Origin of the sequence: Actinomycetospora sp. CA-101289, from assembly GCF_050955895.1 — a bacterium.
Lineage (GTDB): Bacteria > Actinomycetota > Actinomycetes > Mycobacteriales > Pseudonocardiaceae > Actinomycetospora.
Genome location: NZ_CP192093.1, coordinates 2,825,068 through 2,841,125, shown reverse-complemented (window position 1 = coordinate 2,841,125; position 16,058 = coordinate 2,825,068). Strand labels below are relative to the sequence as shown.

16 protein-coding genes are annotated in these 16,058 nt (G+C 74.4%); 8 read left to right on the top strand and 8 right to left on the bottom strand.

Going from position 1 to position 16,058, the window contains the following annotated elements; translation table 11 throughout:
* Positions 1-59 precede the first annotated feature (59 nt).
* The 5 genes from ACQPX6_RS14150 to ACQPX6_RS14130 form a co-directional block, all read right to left on the bottom strand.
* Positions 60-1,052 carry a hypothetical protein gene (locus ACQPX6_RS14150; RefSeq protein WP_433787949.1) on the bottom strand — a complete coding sequence of 331 codons (993 nt, stop codon included), beginning with the start codon at positions 1,050-1,052 and terminating at the stop codon, positions 60-62.
* 178 nt (positions 1,053-1,230) lie between these two features.
* Positions 1,231-1,968 (bottom strand): ethanolamine ammonia-lyase subunit EutC, encoded by a 738-nt coding sequence (eutC, locus tag ACQPX6_RS14145; protein ID WP_433787948.1) that lies wholly within the window; start codon positions 1,966-1,968, stop codon positions 1,231-1,233.
* Complete coding sequence (gene eutB, locus ACQPX6_RS14140; protein ID WP_433787947.1) at positions 1,965-3,338, bottom strand: ethanolamine ammonia-lyase subunit EutB; 1,374 nt, start codon at positions 3,336-3,338, stop codon at positions 1,965-1,967. Before eutB ends, eutC begins: the two co-directional genes overlap by 4 nt.
* Entirely contained in the window at positions 3,335-4,771 is a 1,437-nt protein-coding gene (eat, locus tag ACQPX6_RS14135; protein ID WP_433787946.1) for an ethanolamine permease, read from the bottom strand. The genes eutB and eat overlap by 4 nt, the downstream gene beginning before the upstream one ends.
* Before the next feature lie 86 nt (positions 4,772-4,857).
* Entirely contained in the window at positions 4,858-6,186 is a 1,329-nt protein-coding gene (locus ACQPX6_RS14130; RefSeq protein WP_433787945.1) for an MFS transporter, read from the bottom strand.
* A 100-nt stretch (positions 6,187-6,286) separates the two neighbouring features.
* On the opposite strand from ACQPX6_RS14130, the gene ACQPX6_RS14125 reads away from it, so the two are divergent.
* A complete protein-coding gene (locus ACQPX6_RS14125; RefSeq protein ID WP_433787944.1) occupies positions 6,287-7,141 on the top strand; it encodes a PaaX family transcriptional regulator in 855 nt (284 codons plus the stop codon).
* 6 nt (positions 7,142-7,147) lie between these two features.
* Here ACQPX6_RS14125 and ACQPX6_RS14120 read toward each other — a convergent pair whose 3' ends face one another.
* Positions 7,148-7,573 carry a MarR family winged helix-turn-helix transcriptional regulator gene (locus ACQPX6_RS14120; protein WP_433787943.1) on the bottom strand — a complete coding sequence of 142 codons (426 nt, stop codon included), beginning with the start codon at positions 7,571-7,573 and terminating at the stop codon, positions 7,148-7,150.
* A 98-nt stretch (positions 7,574-7,671) separates the two neighbouring features.
* Here ACQPX6_RS14120 and ACQPX6_RS14115 point away from each other — a divergent pair, with 98 nt between their 5' ends.
* From ACQPX6_RS14115 to ACQPX6_RS14095, 5 genes are all read left to right on the top strand, one after another.
* Positions 7,672-8,466 carry a crotonase/enoyl-CoA hydratase family protein gene (locus ACQPX6_RS14115; RefSeq protein WP_433787942.1) on the top strand — a complete coding sequence of 265 codons (795 nt, stop codon included), beginning with the start codon at positions 7,672-7,674 and terminating at the stop codon, positions 8,464-8,466.
* The gene (locus ACQPX6_RS14110) at positions 8,466-10,394 is read left to right on the top strand and encodes an acetoacetate--CoA ligase (protein WP_433787941.1); all 1,929 of its coding nucleotides are present in this window, start codon (positions 8,466-8,468) and stop codon (positions 10,392-10,394) included. Before ACQPX6_RS14115 ends, ACQPX6_RS14110 begins: the two co-directional genes overlap by 1 nt.
* Entirely contained in the window at positions 10,391-11,257 is an 867-nt protein-coding gene (locus tag ACQPX6_RS14105; RefSeq protein WP_433787940.1) for a 3-hydroxyacyl-CoA dehydrogenase NAD-binding domain-containing protein, read from the top strand. The genes ACQPX6_RS14110 and ACQPX6_RS14105 overlap by 4 nt, the downstream gene beginning before the upstream one ends.
* On the top strand, positions 11,254-12,117 hold the full coding sequence (locus ACQPX6_RS14100) for an amidohydrolase family protein (RefSeq protein WP_433787939.1): 864 nt from the start codon (positions 11,254-11,256) through the stop codon (positions 12,115-12,117). The genes ACQPX6_RS14105 and ACQPX6_RS14100 overlap by 4 nt, the downstream gene beginning before the upstream one ends.
* Positions 12,118-12,182: 65 nt before the next feature.
* A complete protein-coding gene (locus ACQPX6_RS14095) occupies positions 12,183-12,593 on the top strand; it encodes a DoxX family protein (RefSeq protein ID WP_433787938.1) in 411 nt (136 codons plus the stop codon).
* A gap of 57 nt (positions 12,594-12,650) precedes the next feature.
* Here the strand turns inward: ACQPX6_RS14095 and hisS are convergent, their stop codons facing one another.
* Both hisS and ACQPX6_RS14085 read right to left on the bottom strand, forming a co-directional pair.
* Positions 12,651-13,925: a histidine--tRNA ligase gene (hisS, locus tag ACQPX6_RS14090; RefSeq protein WP_433787937.1), complete on the bottom strand. Its 1,275-nt coding sequence runs from the start codon at positions 13,923-13,925 to the stop codon at positions 12,651-12,653.
* Positions 13,922-14,614, bottom strand: coding sequence for an MBL fold metallo-hydrolase (locus tag ACQPX6_RS14085; protein ID WP_433787936.1), 693 nt, complete (start codon positions 14,612-14,614; stop codon positions 13,922-13,924). The genes hisS and ACQPX6_RS14085 overlap by 4 nt, the downstream gene beginning before the upstream one ends.
* Positions 14,615-14,704: 90 nt before the next feature.
* Here ACQPX6_RS14085 and ACQPX6_RS14080 point away from each other — a divergent pair, with 90 nt between their 5' ends.
* Both ACQPX6_RS14080 and ACQPX6_RS14075 read left to right on the top strand, forming a co-directional pair.
* Positions 14,705-15,511 carry a peptidylprolyl isomerase gene (locus ACQPX6_RS14080; RefSeq protein WP_433787935.1) on the top strand — a complete coding sequence of 269 codons (807 nt, stop codon included), beginning with the start codon at positions 14,705-14,707 and terminating at the stop codon, positions 15,509-15,511.
* 120 nt (positions 15,512-15,631) lie between these two features.
* Positions 15,632-16,021 (top strand): nuclear transport factor 2 family protein, encoded by a 390-nt coding sequence (locus ACQPX6_RS14075; RefSeq protein WP_433787934.1) that lies wholly within the window; start codon positions 15,632-15,634, stop codon positions 16,019-16,021.
* The last annotated feature ends 37 nt before the right edge of the window (positions 16,022-16,058 follow it).

Below are 16,058 nucleotides of genomic sequence, written 5' to 3'. Positions count from 1 at the left end.
AAAGACGCCGACGGCCCCCTCACCCACGTGGGTGAGGGGGCCGTCGCGTTCAGGTGCTCCTACGTGCAGGGCTCCGGCTGGGGCTCGGGCTCCTCGTGGCCGCCGCCGTCCTCGTGACCGCCGTCGTCCTCGGGCTGCTCGTGCTCGCCGCCGTCGTCGTGTCCGGCGTCGGGCTGCTCGTGCCCGCCGTTCTCCTGGCCACCGTCCTCGTGACCGCCGCCGGTGTCGCCGCCGTGCTCGTGACCGCCGCCGTGCTCACCCTCGGGGACCTCGGGCAGCTCCGGCACCTCGGGCAGGGTCGGCTCCTCGCACTCGCCCCCGCCGGGGATGACCGCCGGCTCGGTCAGCTCGAAGTCGTAGGTGGTGCTCGGCGTCGAGACGAGGTCCACGGCCGCGTCGAGCCCCGGGTTGCCGCTGCCCTGGTTGATCACCAGGGCGTTGACGACCAGGTCTGGTGCCGCGGCGTCGTACTCCGCGAGCGGCAGCAGGCCGCCGTTCGAGCAGAAGGTCTTCGTGCCGTCGATCAGCCCGGGGATCTCCTTCGTCGAGCACCACCGGCCCGTGCCGGCCTGGTAGCGGTGCCACACGCCCGGCGTCAGGTCCTCGCCGTTGTAGTAAGGCTCGTAGAAGAGGGTCGCGAAGCCCCCGGCCGCGGCGCCGTTGACGTCGACGACGAGCTGGTAGCTCGGGAACTGGATCGCGTTGTCCGCCTCGTTCTGGAACGCCGAGTAGGCGGCGGAGGTGATCCAGCGGTCGAGGCTCGTGCCCGCGTCCTCGGTGTTCGCGACCGCCGCCTTGTCCGACCCGCCGGGCGTCGTCAGCCGCAGCGCGGCCTCGCCACCGCCCACGGGCGCGTCGAACTCGTCGGAGACCTCGGCCGTCCCGGCGCCCCGGATGTCGGTCCGCTCGAACGGCGCCAGGTCCGGCAGCACGTAGGTGTTGCCCAGCGCCGCGCCCGCGACCGCGTCGAGCGGTGCCGCGCTGCCCGTGCCGACCATCGCCGCGGCACCGCCGCCGACGATCAGCGCCCCGGTGGCCGCCAGCGCGACCATCCCCCGACGTCCCAGTCTCGCCCTGTGAAGACCCATGCGTGTGGTGTCCCTCCGCCGCTGGTGTGACGCGGCCCCCCGACGGCGACCACGGCGAGGTAACGAGGAGGACACGGAGGGGTGACGAGATCATCCGGGCGAGTGGCGGACGGAGGTCGTCTCTTCGGGGTACCGCCGGCGCTCAGCCGGCCGCCGAGGGCAGGGCCGCGCCGGTGTCCTTGAGCCCGACGCCCGAGAGCCCGAGGCGGAACGACTCGGTCATCAGGGCGGCGAGCACCTCGGCCGCGGCCTCGTGGGTCAGCCCGTCGGGCGGGCGGATGTTGGACACGCAGTTGCGCTCCGAGTCGACGCGCCCGGGGCGGGGCTCGAAGGTCAGGTAGGCGCCGAGCGAGTCCGGCGCCGACATGCCCGGCCGCTCCCCGATCAGCACGAGCACCATCCGCGCGCCCAGCGCCGCGGCGATCTCGTCGCCCAGCGCGACGCGCGCCTGCTCGGCCACCACCACCGGCGCCACCGACCACCCCTCGAGGCGCGGCAGCAGCGCGTCCACCACCGGGACCGCGTGGTCCTGCACCGCGCGCGCCGAGAGGCCGTCGGCGATCACCACGGCGAGGTCGTGGTCGCCGGCGGACAGGCCGTGGTCGTCGGCCAGGCGCCGGCCGAGGTCGGGGCGCTGGAGGTACTCCGTGCGGTCGGCGACCCGCGAGCGCACCACCGGCCCCGCCCGCTCCCCCAGCGCCGCGAGGACGGCGTCGGCGTCCAGCGGCGCGTGCACCGCGTCGCGGGCCTGGGCGTGCGCTGCGGCCAGGCGCAGGTTCTCGGCGGTCGAGAGCCCGTCGCCGGCGCGCCCGAGGCCCACCCGGGCGCGCGTCGCCGCACGGAGCGTGTCCCACGGATCGCCGCGGATGTCGCTGCTCATCCCATCAACGCCCGGATCGGCTCCGGCACCAGCTGCGGGACCCGCCCGGCGTCGTCGAGCAGGCCCACCGAGCCCAGCCACGCCTCGAACTCCGGCGCCGGGCGCAGGCCGAGGGTCTGGCGGACCTGCAGCACGTCCTGGAACGAGAGCGACTGGTAGTTGAGCATGATGTCGTCGCCGCCCGGCACGGTGATGACGAACGCGCAGCCCGCCGCCCCCAGGGTCAGCAGCAGGGTGTCGGTGTCGTCGGCGTCGGCCTCGGCGTGGTTGGTGTAGCAGACGTCGACGCCCATGGGGACGCCGAGCAGCTTGCCGCAGAGGTGGTCCTCGAGCCCGGCGCGCAGGATCTGCTTGCCGTCGTAGAGGTACTCCGGCCCGATGAACCCGACGACGGTGTTGACCAGCAACGGGTCGAACGCCCGGCACACCGCGTAGGCGCGGACCTCGAGGGTCTGCTGGTCGACGCCGTGGTGGGCGTCCGCCGACAGCGCCGAACCCTGCCCGGTCTCGAAGTAGGTGACGTTGTTGCCGACGTCGCCGCGGTGCAGCTCGGAGGCGGCGGCGTGCGCCTCGCGCAGCTGGTCGAGCGTCACCCCGAAGCCCCGGTTCGCGGCCTGCGTCCCCGCCACGGACTGGAACACGAGGTCGACCGGTGCCCCCTGCTCGAGCAGCTCCAGCGTCGTCGTCACGTGGGTCAGCACGCACGACTGGATCGGGGCGTCGAGGCGCTGCCGGGCGTCGTCGACGAGCTCGAGCAGCGCGCGCACCGTCGACGGGCGGTCGGTGGCCGGGTTGATGCCGACCACCGCGTCGCCCGCACCGTGCAGCAGCCCGTCGACCAGCGAGGCGGTGATGCCCACCGGGTCGTCGGTGGGGTGGTTCGGCTGCAGGCGCGTGGCCAGGCGCCCCTCGAGGCCGAGGGTCGTGCGCAGCCCGGTCACGACGCGGGTCTTGCGGGCGACGGCCACGAGGTCGCCGACGCGCATGAGCTTGCTCGTCGCCGCGACCATCTCGGGCGTGAGCCCGGGGGCCAGGGCGGTGAGCGCCGCGGTGTCGGCCCCCCACGAGAGCAGCCAGTCGCGGAACCCGCCCACGGTGAGCGAGCGGACCGGGGCGAACGCCTCGGCGTCGTGGGTGTCGAGGATCAGCCGGGTGACGTCGTCGTCCTCGTAGGGCACGACGGCCTCGTCGAGGAAGTGGGTCAGCGGGACGTCGGCCAGCACCGTCTCGGCCGCGACCCGCTCGGCGGCCGACGCCGCGGCCACCCCGGCGAGCACGTCGCCCGAGCGGAGCGGCGTGGCCTTCGCGAGCAGTTCCCGCAGGTCGGTGAAGGTGTACGAGTGCCCGCCGAGGGTCGTCGTCCAGCTCACCGCACCTCCTCCTCCGCCTCCGCCAGCGCCGCGAACTCCTCGTCCGGGGCCGACGCGACGAGGTGGTGGCGCGAGTAGAAGCCGAACCACGCCATGAACACCGCGAACGCCCCGAGCGCGCACAGGGCCGCCACGACGTCGACGAGGAACGTGGCCACCACGGCGGCGAGCGCGAGCACCAGCGCGACGCCGGTGGTGATGCGCCCGCCGGGCGTCCGGTAGGGCCGGGGCATGTCCGGGTTCCGGACGCGCAGCACCTGGTGGGCCACCATCATCAGCACGTACGACAGCGTCGCCCCGAACACGGCGAGGTTGATGAGGATGTCGCCGTTGCCGAACGCGGCGAGGACGAAGCCGATGGCGCCGGGGATGATCAGCGCGAGGGTCGGCGCCTTGCGGCCGTTGGTCTTCGACAGCACGCGGGGCAGGTAGCCGGCGCGCGAGAGGGCGAAGGTCTGGCGCGAGTAGGCGTAGATGATCGAGAAGAAGCTCGCGACCAGCCCGAGCAGGCCGATGTAGTTGACCGTGGTGGAGATCCAGGTCGACCCGCCGGAGCCGGCCTCCAGGGCGCTGACCAGCGGGTTGTCGCTGGTGGACAGGCCCAGCGCGCCCTGGGCCCCGGGCCCGAGCACGAGCACCGCGGTCGCGCTGACCACCAGCACCGCCATCGCGACGATGATCCCGCGCGGCACGGCGCGGACGGGGTCGCGCGCCTCCTCGGCGGCCAGCGGGACGCCCTCGACGGCGAGGAAGAACCAGATCGCGAACGGGAAGCTCGCCCACACCCCGACCAGGCCGAACGGCAGGAACGGGGAGGCGCCGGCGGCGTCGCTGACGGGGATGTCGGTGAGGTTGGCGGCGTCGAACGACCCGATCGCGCCGACCGCGAAGAGGATGAGGCCGGCGAGCGCGATGGCGGTGATGACGAACGTGGCCTTGAGCGCCTCGCCCACCCCGAGCAGGTGCACGCCGACGAAGAGCACGTAGCAGGCGAGGTAGACCCACCAGCCGTCGGTGATCCCGAACAGGCCGAGCGACTCGACGTAGCCGCCGATGAAGGTGGCGATGGCGGCCGGGGCGACGGCGTACTCGAGCAGGATCGCCGCGCCCGTCGCGAACCCGCCCCACGGACCCATGGCCACGCGGGCGAACGTGTAGCCGCCACCCGCGGCCGGGAGCGCCGAGGACATCTCCGCGAGGCCGAGCACCATGCACGCGTACATCACGGCCATGAGCACGGCGGCGACCGCGAGCCCGCCCCAGCCGCCCTGCGCGAGACCGAAGTGCCAGCCCGCGTAGTCGCCGGAGATCACGTACGCGACGCCGAGACCGGCCAGCAGCACCCAGCTCGCCGACCCGGCCTTGAGCTGCCTCTGCGCGAGGTAGTCGCTGCCCGTGCCCGTGCCGGCGCCCGAGTCGACCTGCTCCGCCATCCGCGTCCCCTTCCACTCGCCCCCGGGGGCACAGCGTGAGGCAGGTGTGAAGTCTGTGGGTGACGTTCAGGTTGCGATCCGCACGGTCAGGCGACCGGGGTGCGGGCCTCTCGGTCGGCGTCGACGTCGTGCGCGTCGAGGCTCTGCCCGCTGGTCTCCCCGGCCAGCGCCACGCAGATCACCGTGATCACGCAGCACGCGGCGATCACCACGGACACCCACAGCGCGCTGCCCGAGCTCTGCAGCACGGTGGCGAACACGACCGGCCCGAGCCCGGCCCCGATGCCGGCGATCTGGTAGCCCAGCGACGCGCCGGTGTAGCGGGAGCGGGTGGAGAACAGCTCGGTGTAGAGCGCGGCCAGCGGCCCGTACATCGCCGCGTGCACCACGCCCTGCCCGACGACGACGGCCAGCACGAGCAGGCCGGTGGAGCCCGAATCGACCAGCGGGAACAGGACGAACGCCCACACGGTCATGGCCAGCGCGCCGACGAGCACGACGGGCCGCCGGCCGACGCGGTCGGACAGCGCCGCGAACCCGACGATCCCGAACACGGCGGCGATCGACGACACCGTCAGCGCGTTGAGCACGGTCTGGCGGGCGAAGCCGGCCTGCACCGCGTAGGCGATGACGAACGTCGTCAGCACGCCCTGGGCCACGAACGCGCCGAAGCCGATGCCGATCGAGAGCAGGAGGTTGCGCGGGTGGCGGCGCAGCACCTCGAGCAGCGGGGGCGTCGACGGGCCGGCGTCGGAGCTCGCGCGGGCGAACACCGGCGTCTCCTCGACGCGGGCGCGCACGAAGAGCCCGACCGCGAGCAGCACCGCGGACAGCAGGAAGGGGATGCGCCAGCCCCACGCGAGGAAGCCCTGCTCCCCCGCGATCGCCGCCGCCCCGGCCAGAGCGACGGTCGAGAGCACCATGCCGCTGGGCGCGCCCGCGTTGGTGAAGCTCGCCCACAGCCCGCGCCGCGAGGTGGCGTGCTCGGCCGACATGAGCACCGCGCCGCCCCACTCGCCGCCGACCGCGACGCCCTGCAGCACGCGCAGCAGCACCAGCAGGATCGGCGCCCAGACCCCGATCTGGGCGTAGGTGGGCAGCACCCCGATGAGGACGCTGACCACGCCCATGAGCGTCATCGTCGTGACCAGCATTTTCTTGCGGCCGACCCGGTCGCCGAAGTGCCCGAACAGGATGCCGCCGAGCGGGCGCGCGAGGTAGCCGGTGGCCAGCGTCCCGAAGCTCGCGACGGTGCCCACCAGCGGGTCGAGCGTCGAGAAGAAGACCTTGGCGAACACCACGGCCGACGCCGTCGCGTAGAGCAGGAAGTCGTAGTACTCGATGACGCTGCCCAGGTAGCTGGACAGCACCGCCCGCCGGAGCTGGGTCCGCGAGTGGGTGTCGCTCTCGGCCACGCCGACCTCCGTGTGGTCGCGGTCACGGTCGGAGCCAATGTAGGCAGACTGCCGACGGTCGTCAACGATGTGCCCAACATCATGAGCTAGTCTCCGGACCGTGTCCGAGGCCCTCGCGCCCGCCGACGAGGCCGACGCCGACGCGCCCCGCCCCCAGGCGATCCTGCTGACCTTCCTCGGCGGCTACCTGCTCGGCCGTGGCGTCCACGTCGCCACGAGCAGCCTCGTCGACGTCCTGCACCGCGCCGGGGTGTCCGAACACGCGACCCGCTCGACGGTGAGCCGCATGGCCCGCCGCGAGCAGCTGCACCGCGTGCGCCGGGGCCGCCAGGTCTACGTCGGCCCGACGCCGGCCACCCGCGAGGTCCTGCGCGACGGGGACGCCCGCATCTGGCGCACCGACGTCGTCAACACCCGCTGGGACGGGTCGTGGACGCTGCTGTCGTTCTCGCTGCCCGACGCCTGGCAGCGCGAGCGGCACCTGTTGCGCGCGCGCCTGGTCTGGGCCGGGTTCGGGCCGCTGCAGGGCGGGCTGTGGATCGCGCCCGGCGAGGTCGACGTGCGGGCGCTCGGCGAGGGCCTCGGGCTCGACGGGCGCCTGCGCGCCTTCGACGCCCGCGCCGTCGCCCCCACCGACGCCGACGCCCTGGTCCGCGACGCGTGGGACCTGCCCGCCCTCGCCGGGCGCTACGCCGCGTTCCGCGACCGCTGGGCCGATACCGCCGCGCGCCCGGACCTCCCCGACCCGCTCGCCGCCCAGCTCCTGCTGCAGACCGACTGGCTGCAGGCCGTCCGCCGCGACCCGCGCCTCCCCCGCCGGCACCTGCCGCCCGACTGGCCCGCCGAGCCCGCGCACGCGGTGTTCCGCGAGCGCTACGCCGCCTACGAGCCCGGCGCCCGGGCGGGCGCGGCCGACCTCGACGTCATCCCCGACGAGGACGCGGCCCGGGGCTGACGCGGCCTAGGTGACGAGGTTGGTCCGGCAGCGGTTGAGCATGGCGCGCAGCACGGCCTGCTCGTCGGGGTCGAAGCCGTCGACCATGCGGTCCTCGACGGCGTCGGCGCCCGGCCCGACCTGGGCCAGCAGCTCCCGGCCCGCGTCGGAGAGCCCGATGAGCACGCGGCGCCCGTGCGCCGGGTCGGGCGTGCGGGTGATCCAGCGCCCGCGGTCGAGCGCGGCGAGGAGGTCGCCCATGGCCTGCGGGCTGACGAAGGCGTTGCGCGCGAGCTCGGCGCCGGTGAGGCCCTCGCGGCGCGACAGGACCGTGAGCGCCGTCCACTGCGGCACCGTGCACCCGGTGGGCCGCAGCAGCTCGTCGAGGTGGGCCCGGACGGCGAGCTCGACCTGCTTGACCGCGTAGAGCAGCGTGGGACCCGTGCCCGTCATCGTCCTCACCCTTCCGCGCCGACCGGCCACAGCCTAATATCAAGCTTCCTGATACCAGGCGTGGGTCCCGCCACGCCGGCGAGACGAGGGAGTCCCCAGTGAGCGAGCCCGCCGCCGTGGCGTCGCTGCTGCCCCGGTCGCTGACGCTGCACCGCGACGGCCCGGTGGCCGTGCTGCGGCTCGCGCGGCCGTCCAAGCGCAACGCCCTCGACGACCCGACGGTCCTCGGGCTCGAGACCTTCTTCTCCGCGCCGCCGCCCGACGTCCGGGCCGTCGTGCTCGACGCCGAGGGCGACCACTTCTGCGCCGGCCTGGACCTCGCCGAGCTCGGCGCCACCGACGCCGTCGCCGGGGTCGCGCACTCCCGCTTCTGGCACCGCGTCTTCGAGCGCATCGAGCGCGGCCGCCTGCCCGTCGTCAGCGTCCTCAAGGGCGCGGTGGTGGGCGGCGGGCTCGAGCTCGCGGCCGCCACCCACGTCCGCGTCGCCGAGCCCAGCGCCTTCTACGCGCTGCCCGAGGGCCGGCACGGGCTGTTCGTCGGCGGCGGCGGCTCGGTGCGCATCCCGCGGCTCATCGGCGTGCACCGCATGACCGACATGATGCTCACCGGCCGGGTCCTCGACGCGCAGGAGGGCCGGGAGCTGGGCATCGCCACCTACCTCACCGAGCCGGGCGGCGGCTTCGCGAAGGCGCTCGAGCTGGCGCACCGCATCGCCGAGAACCCGGCGGCCAGCACCTTCGCCGTCCTGCAGGCCCTGCCCCGCATCGCCGCGGCGAGCGACGACGACGGCTTCTTCCTGGAGGCCCTGATGGCCGCGATCACCTCGAGCAGCGACGAGGCCCAGCAACGGATGAGCGCGTTCCTGGACGGGCGCGCGGGGAAGGTCCGCTGATGGCGCCGCCGACTCCACCACCGGCGGGCACGGTCACCGCCCGCTTCGTCGCCTGGCTCGCCGCCGAGCGGGACCTGCGGTTCGACGACTACGACGCCCTGCAGCGCTGGTCGGTCACCGACCTCGACGGCTTCTGGTCGGCGGTCGCGGCGTTCTTCGCCGTGCCGTTCCACGACGCCCCGCGGGGCGTGCTGGCGCGCCGGGAGATGCCGGGCGCGGAGTGGTTCCCGGGCGCCACGCTCAACTACGCCGAGCGCGCCGTGGAGGGCCCGGCCGGCAGCGCCGACGACGACACGGTGCTCCTCGCCTACTCGCAGACCCGCGAGCCGCAGGAGTGGACCCGCCGCGACCTGCGCGACGCGGTCGCCCGCGCCCGCGCCGGCCTCGAGCGTCTCGGCGTGCGCGCCGGCGACCGGGTGGCGGCCTACGCCCCGAACATCCCCGAGACGGTCGTCGCCCACCTCGCCGCGGCGAGCCTCGGGGCGGTCTGGGCCTCGTGCGCACCCGAGTTCGGGGCGCGCAGCGTCATCGACCGCTTCGCCCAGATCGAGCCCACCGTGCTGCTCGCCGTGGGCGGGTACGTCTACGGCGACAAGCCGATCGACCGCACCGCCGAGGTCGCAGCACTGCGGGCCGCGCTGCCGAGCGTCCGGCACGTCGTCGAGGTGCCCTACGGCCCGGGCGCGGTACCCGACGCGCTCGCGTGGTCGGAGCTGGTCGGCGAGCCGGCCGAGCCGCGCTACGACCCGGTGCCGTTCAGCCACCCGCTGAGCGTGCTGTTCTCCTCGGGGACCACGGGGAAGCCCAAGGCGATCGTGCACGGGCACGGCGGCATCACCGTCGAGCACCTCAAGAACCACGGCCTGGCCTGGGACGTCCAGCCCGGCGACCGCCTGCTCTGGTTCACCACGACCGCCTGGATGATGTGGAACGCCCTGGTCTCGGGGCTGCTCCACGGCGCCGCACTGATCCTCGTCGACGGCAACCCGCTGCACCCCGACCTCGCCTGGCAGTGGCGCCTCGCGGCGCAGGCGCGGGCCACGCACTTCGGCACCTCGCCCGGCTTCCTCATGGCCTGCCGCGCCGAAGGCCTGCAGCCGGCGCGCGACGTCGACCTCGGCCCGCTGCGCCAGATCTGCGTCGCCGGGAGCCCGCTGCCGCCCGAGGGCTACCGGTGGGTGGCCGCGGAGTTCGGGCCCGGCGTCCTGCTGCTCGTCGGCAGCGGCGGCACCGACGTCTGCAGCGGCATCGTCCAGGGCGGCCCGTGGCAGGAGGTCGTCGAGGGCGAGATCTCCGGGCGCGAGCTCGGCGTCGACACCGCGGCCTTCGACGAGGACGGGAACGAGGTGATCGGTGAGCGCGGCGAGCTGGTCATCCGCTCCCCCATGCCGTCGATGCCGCTGTACTTCTGGGGCGACGACGACGGCTCCCGGCTGCACGCCGCCTACTTCGACACCTACCCGGGCGTGTGGCGCCACGGGGACTGGGTGCGGTTCTCGCCCTCGGGCTCGGTGGTGGTCTCGGGGCGCTCGGACGCGACGCTCAACCGCGGCGGCGTGCGCCTGGGCACCGCGGAGTTCTACGCCGTGGTCGAGGAGATGCCCGAGATCACCGACAGCCTCGTCGTGCACCTCGAGGACCCGGCCGGCGGACCCGGCGAGCTGCTGCTGTTCGTGGTGCCGGCGCCGGGCCACGCGGTGGACGACGCCCTCGTCGCCCGGGTGCGCCGCGAGCTGCGCTCGGCCCTCTCGCCCCGCCACGTCCCCGACCGCGTGCTCGCCCTGCCGGCCGTGCCCCGCACCCGCACCGGCAAGAAGCTCGAGGTGCCGGCCAAGCGGATCCTCCTCGGCGCCGACCCCGACACGGTGGCGTCGCGCGACTCGCTCGTCGACCCGGCGGCGCTGGAGCCGTTCGTGGACGCGCGGTGAAGGTCGCGGTCGTCGGCACCGGGGTCATCGGGGCGAGCTGGGCGACGCTGTTCCTCGCCCACGGCCACGACGTCGTCGCCACCGACCCGGCGCCGGGGGCCGAGGAGCGGCTGGTGGCGGCCGTCGGGGATCGGGTGGCCTTCACCGACGACCCCGCCGCGGCCGTCGCCGACGCGGACTTCGTGCAGGAGAACGGCCCCGAGCGCCTCGAGGTCAAGCACGAGCTGCTCGCCGTGCTCGACGCCGCGACGCGGCCCGAGGTGGTCATCGCCAGCAGCTCCTCGATGCTGCGGCCCACCGACCTCGCCCGCGGCGCGCCCCGGCACCCCGAGCGGGTGCTCGTCGGGCACCCCTTCAACCCGCCGCACCTCGTCCCGCTGGTCGAGGTCGTGCCCGGCGAGGGGACGTCGACCGGGGCGGTGGACGCGGCGATGGCGTTCTACCGGTCGGTGGGCCGGACGCCGCTGCTCCTGCGCGCCGAGCTGCCGGGCCACCTCGCGAACCGGCTCCAGGCCGCGCTGTGGCGCGAGGCGTACTCGCTGGTCGCGCGGGGCGTGGCCACCGTCGCCGACGTCGACACGGCGATCACCGAGGGCCCGGGCCTGCGCTGGGCCGCGCTCGGCCCGATCACCGGCCAGCACCTCTCCGGCGGCGCCGGCGGGCTCGCCCACGTCCTCGAGCACCTGGGGCCGGGCACCGAGGCGCTCTGGGACGACCTCGGGACGGTGACGATGACCCCCGAGCTCGCCGACCGCCTCGTCACCCAGGTCCACGACGCCGTCGGGGACGCCGACGCCTCCGACCTGCTCGCCCGCCGCGACGCGGTGATCACCGCCGCCCTGGACGCCCGGAGGTTCCGTTGAACCTCGACGACCTGACCGCCATCGACGTGCACACCCACGTCGAGCAGGACGCGCACGGCTGCTTCGCCCTCACCGACGAGCTGCTCGACGCGTCGGCGCAGTACTTCCGCAGCGACCAGGACCGCACGCCGACCGTCGAGGCGATCGCCGCGCACTACCGCGAGCGCGCGATGGCCGCCGTGGTGTTCACCGTCGACGCGCCCGCGGCCACGGGGCACCCGCCGCTGTCGAGCGAGGAGATCGTGGACCGGGCCGCCGCGTTCCCCGACGTGCTGATCCCGTTCGGTTCGGTCGACCCGCACGCCGGCCGCGCGTCCGTGCGCCGGGTGCGGGAACTGGTGGCGCGCGGCGCGCGGGGCTTCAAGTTCCACCCCACGCTGCAGGGCTTCGCGCCGAACGAGCGCGCGTTCTACCCGCTCTACGAGGCGATCTCCGAGGCCGGCGTCCCGGCCCTGTTCCACACCGGGCAGACCGGCATCGGCGCGGGGCTCCCGGGCGGCGCGGGGCTCAAGCTGCGCTACTCCGATCCCATGCTGCTCGACGACGTCGCCGCCGACTTCCCCGCGCTCACGATGATCTTCGCGCACCCGTCGGTGCCGTGGCAGGACGCGGCGATCTCGATCGCGACGCACAAGGCCAACGTGTTCATCGACCTCTCCGGGTGGTCGCCGAAGTACTTCCCACCGCAGCTCGTGCGCGCGGCGTCGCGCCAGCTGAAGCACAAGGTGCTGTTCGGCTCGGACTTCCCGGTGATCACGCCCGACCGCTGGCTCGCCGCCTTCGCCGACCTCGACATCCCCGACGAGGTGCGCCCCGCGATCCTGAAGGACAACGCGGCGAGAATCCTCGGCCTCGCCTAGTCACATCCGCGTACTCCCGTGCGTCTCCCCGTCGACGTCCCCGACGACCCGCGAGGAGCCCCCCGATGGACACGCACACCCGGACCTACTGGACCTCCACCGCGATCACCGCGTTCGTGCTGCTCTCCGGCGGGGTGACCTATCTGCTCAGCGCCGAGTGGGCCGTCGCCGGGGTGACCGCGCTCGGCTACCCCGCCTACGTCGTGACGCTGCTGGGCGTGTGGAAGGTGCTCGGCGCCGTCGCCGTGACGGTGCCCGGCTTCCCGCTCCTCAAGGAGTGGGCCTACGCCGGCGTCGCCTTCGACCTCAGCGGCGCCACCGTCTCGCACCTCGTGTCCGGGAGCCCGGCGTTCCACGTCCTGGTGCCGGTGGTCCTGCTCGCCGTCGCCGCGCTGTCCTGGGCCACCCGCCCGGCCTCGCGGCGCCTGACCGCGCCGAGTGTGCGGTCGGCCGAGCGCACCCCCGCCACCGTGTGACGCGGTTACTGGCTCGTATCCCCCGCTGGGCGAGGGATACGAGCCAGTAACCCGCGCTCAGGCGCCGTGCACCGCGCGGTCGACGGCCGCCGCGGCGCCGTCGAGGGCGATCGCGGTCTGGCTGCCGTCGGCGAGGTCCTTGAGCTGGACCTCGCCGGCGGCCAGGTCGCGCTCGCCCAGGACCAGGGCGAAGCGGGCGCCGGAGCGGTCGGCGGCCTTCATCGCGCCCTTGAGGCCGCGGCTCCCGTAGGCGAGGTCGGCGCGGATGCCCGCGCGGCGCAGGGCACCGACGATGCCGACGAGCCGGTCGCGGGCCTCGTCCCCCAGCGGCACGCCGAACACCTCGACGCGCGGGGCGGTGTCGAGCCCCGCCTCCTCGGCGCGGCACGCGAGCAGGGTCCGGTCGACGCCGATGCCGAAGCCGACGCCCGAGAGCGCCTGGCCGCCGAGCTCGGCCATGAGCCCGTCGTAGCGCCCGCCGCCGCCGATGCCCGACTGCGAGCCCAGCCCGTCGTGGACGAACTCGAACGTCGTCTTCGTGTAGTAGTCGAGCCCGCGCACCATCCACGGGTTCTCGACGTAGGCGACGCCGAGGTCGTCGAGGTGGCGCTTGACCGCCGCGTGGTGCGCCGCCGCCTCGTCGGAGAGGTGGTCGACCATCAGCGGGGCGTCGGTGAGCTGCTCGCGGACCTCGGGGCGCTTGTCGTCGAGCACCCGCAGCGGGTTGATCCGGGCGCGCTCGCGGGTGGCGTCGTCGAGGTCGAGCTTCTCGAGGAACCGGGTGAGCTCGGCGCGGTACTGCGGCCGCGTGCTGGCGTCGCCGAGGCTCGTGAGCTCGAGGCGGTAGCCGCGCAGGCCGAGGGCGCGGAAGCCGGCGTCGGCGACGGCGAGCACCTCGGCGTCCAGGGCCGGGTCGTCGACGCCGATGGCCTCGACGCCGACCTGCTGGAGCTGGCGGAACCGGCCGGCCTGCGGGCGCTCGTAGCGGAAGAACGGCCCGGCGTAGCGCAGCTTCACGGGCAGCCCGCCGCGGTCGAGCCCGTGCTCGATCACCGAGCGCACGACGCCCGCCGTGCCCTCGGGGCGCAGGGTCACCGAGCGCCCGCCGCGGTCGTCGAAGGAGTACATCTCCTTCGACACGACGTCGGTGGACTCGCCCACGCCGCGGGCGTAGAGCGCGGTCTCCTCGAAGACGGGCAGTTCGATGTGCGCGTACCCGGCGCGGTCGGCCTCGCGGACGAGGGTGTCGCGGACCGTCGTGAACTCGGGGCCCACGTACTCCGGGATGCCCTTGGGCGCGCGGAACCCGCCGGACGGGACGGCGGCGCTCACAGGTGACGCCCGGGGGCGCGCGTGAGGCCCTGGACGAAGGGGTTGGTGTCGCGCTCGCGGCCCACCGTGGTCATCGGGCCGTGGCCGGGCAGGACGGCGGTGTCGTCGGGCAGGCTGAGGATCTTGTCGCGCAGCGAGGTCATCATCTCCTCGATCGACCCGCCGGGCAGGTCGGTGCGCCCGATCCCGCCCTGGAACAGGGTGTCGCCGGCGAGCAGGAACGGCTGGTCGTCCTCGGTGGCCGAGCGGAAGACCACCGACCCCCGCGTGTGGCCGGGCGTGTGGTCGACGGTGAGACGCAGGCCGGCGAGCTCGAGGACGGCGCCGTCGTCGAGCGTGCGCACGTGGCGGGGCTCGCGGAACTCCAGCCCCGGGTACATCGCGGCGAGCTGGGCGCCCATGGGGCCGACACCGGCGATCGGGTCGGCGAGCATCGCGCGGTCCTCGGGGTGGATCCAGGCGGGGATGTCGTCGCCGTCGCACACCGGGGTCACCGACCACATGTGGTCGAGGTGGCCGTGGGTCAGCAGGACCGCGACCGGCGACAGCCTGTGGCGCGCGATCACCTCGCGCAGCCCCTCCTCGGCGTCCTGGCCGGGGTCGACGACCACGCAGGGTTCCCCGGGGCCGGGAGCGACCACGTAACAGTTTGTCTGGAACACCCCGGCCGCGAAGGCCTCGACCAGCACGTCCTCAGTCCTCCTCGCGCACGGATTGCTCGTCCAGCCTAGTCGAGGGCCTCACCGGGACCCGGGGGCGCGGTTCCTACGATGTCCGCCGTGCCGACCAACGAACAGCGCCGCAAGGCGGCCAAGAAGAAGCTCGAGCGCCAGATCGAGCGGCGCGCCGAGCGGGCCCGGCGTCGTCGGCAGCGCCTGACCCTGATCTCGGTGGTCGGCGTCGTCGCGCTGGTCGCGGTGGCGGTGGGGATCTACTTCGTGGTCTCCGCCCCCGACGAACCCGACCCCGTCGCCGCCCCGGCCACGTGCCAGTACAACCCGTCGGAGGCGGCGGCCAAGCCGAACACCCCGCCCGACGCGAACCCCCCGACGACCGGCACCGTCGACGTCGCCCTGCAGACCTCGCAGGGCGCGATCCCGCTGACCCTCGACCGCGCGTCGGCACCCTGCGCGGTCAACGCGGTGGTCAGCCTCGCCCAGCAGGGCTTCTACGACGACACCCCGTGCCCGCGGCTCGTGACGAGCCAGGGCCTGCAGGTGCTCCAGTGCGGCGACCCGACCGGCTCCGGCGCCGGCGGCCCGGGCTACCAGTACGCCGAGGAGCCCCCGCAGGGCCTCGCGCCGTACCCGGGCGCCGAGGGCCAGGCGTCGACGTACTCGCGCGGGCTGGTGGCCATGGCCAAGAGCTCGCAGCCGGGGTCGACGGGCAGCCAGTTCTTCCTCGTCTACGGCGACTCGGCCCTGCCCCCGGAGTACTCGGTGATCGGGCGGATCGGCACCGAGGGCCTGACCGTGCTCGACCGCATCGGCGCGGGCGGGGACGACGGGTCGAACCAGGCCGGCGGCGGGGCCCCGCGCATCCCGGTGCAGATCCAGCGCGCGGTGGTGGCGGCGCCGGCGCCCTGAGTGCCAGCGGAGCGGCTCCGCAGACGTTGAGTGTCTGCAACTCCACTCCGATCACTGGCGCCACGCGGGGTTCCGATTCGTCCAAGCCGGCGGCACGATCGTCGGCCTAGGGTCCCGGACATGGACACCGGCGTCGTCGAGCAGGAGATCATCGCCCGGGCGGACGCCTGGAGCGAGGCAATCGTCGCGAACGAGGCCGACCGCATCGGCGCGTACACGACGGACGACTGGGTCCTCGTCTCGTGGTCGGGCGCGACGGCCCGCGACGACTTCCTGGCCTACGTCCGCTCCGGCACGCTGGGGCACACGCGGATGGAGGGCGTGGGCGAGCGCCGGGTGCGGGTCTACGGCGACACGGCGGTGCTGACCGTGCGGATGCTGAGCACGGCGCAGTACGGCGGCGAGGACCTCGACGCCGACGAGTGGACGACCGACCTCTTCGTCCGCCGGGACGGGCAGTGGCTGTGCGCGTTGACGCACATCACCCCCGCCGACCCGCGCCTCGAGTGATCGAAGTACCGATACGGACACTCAACGTCCGCGACGG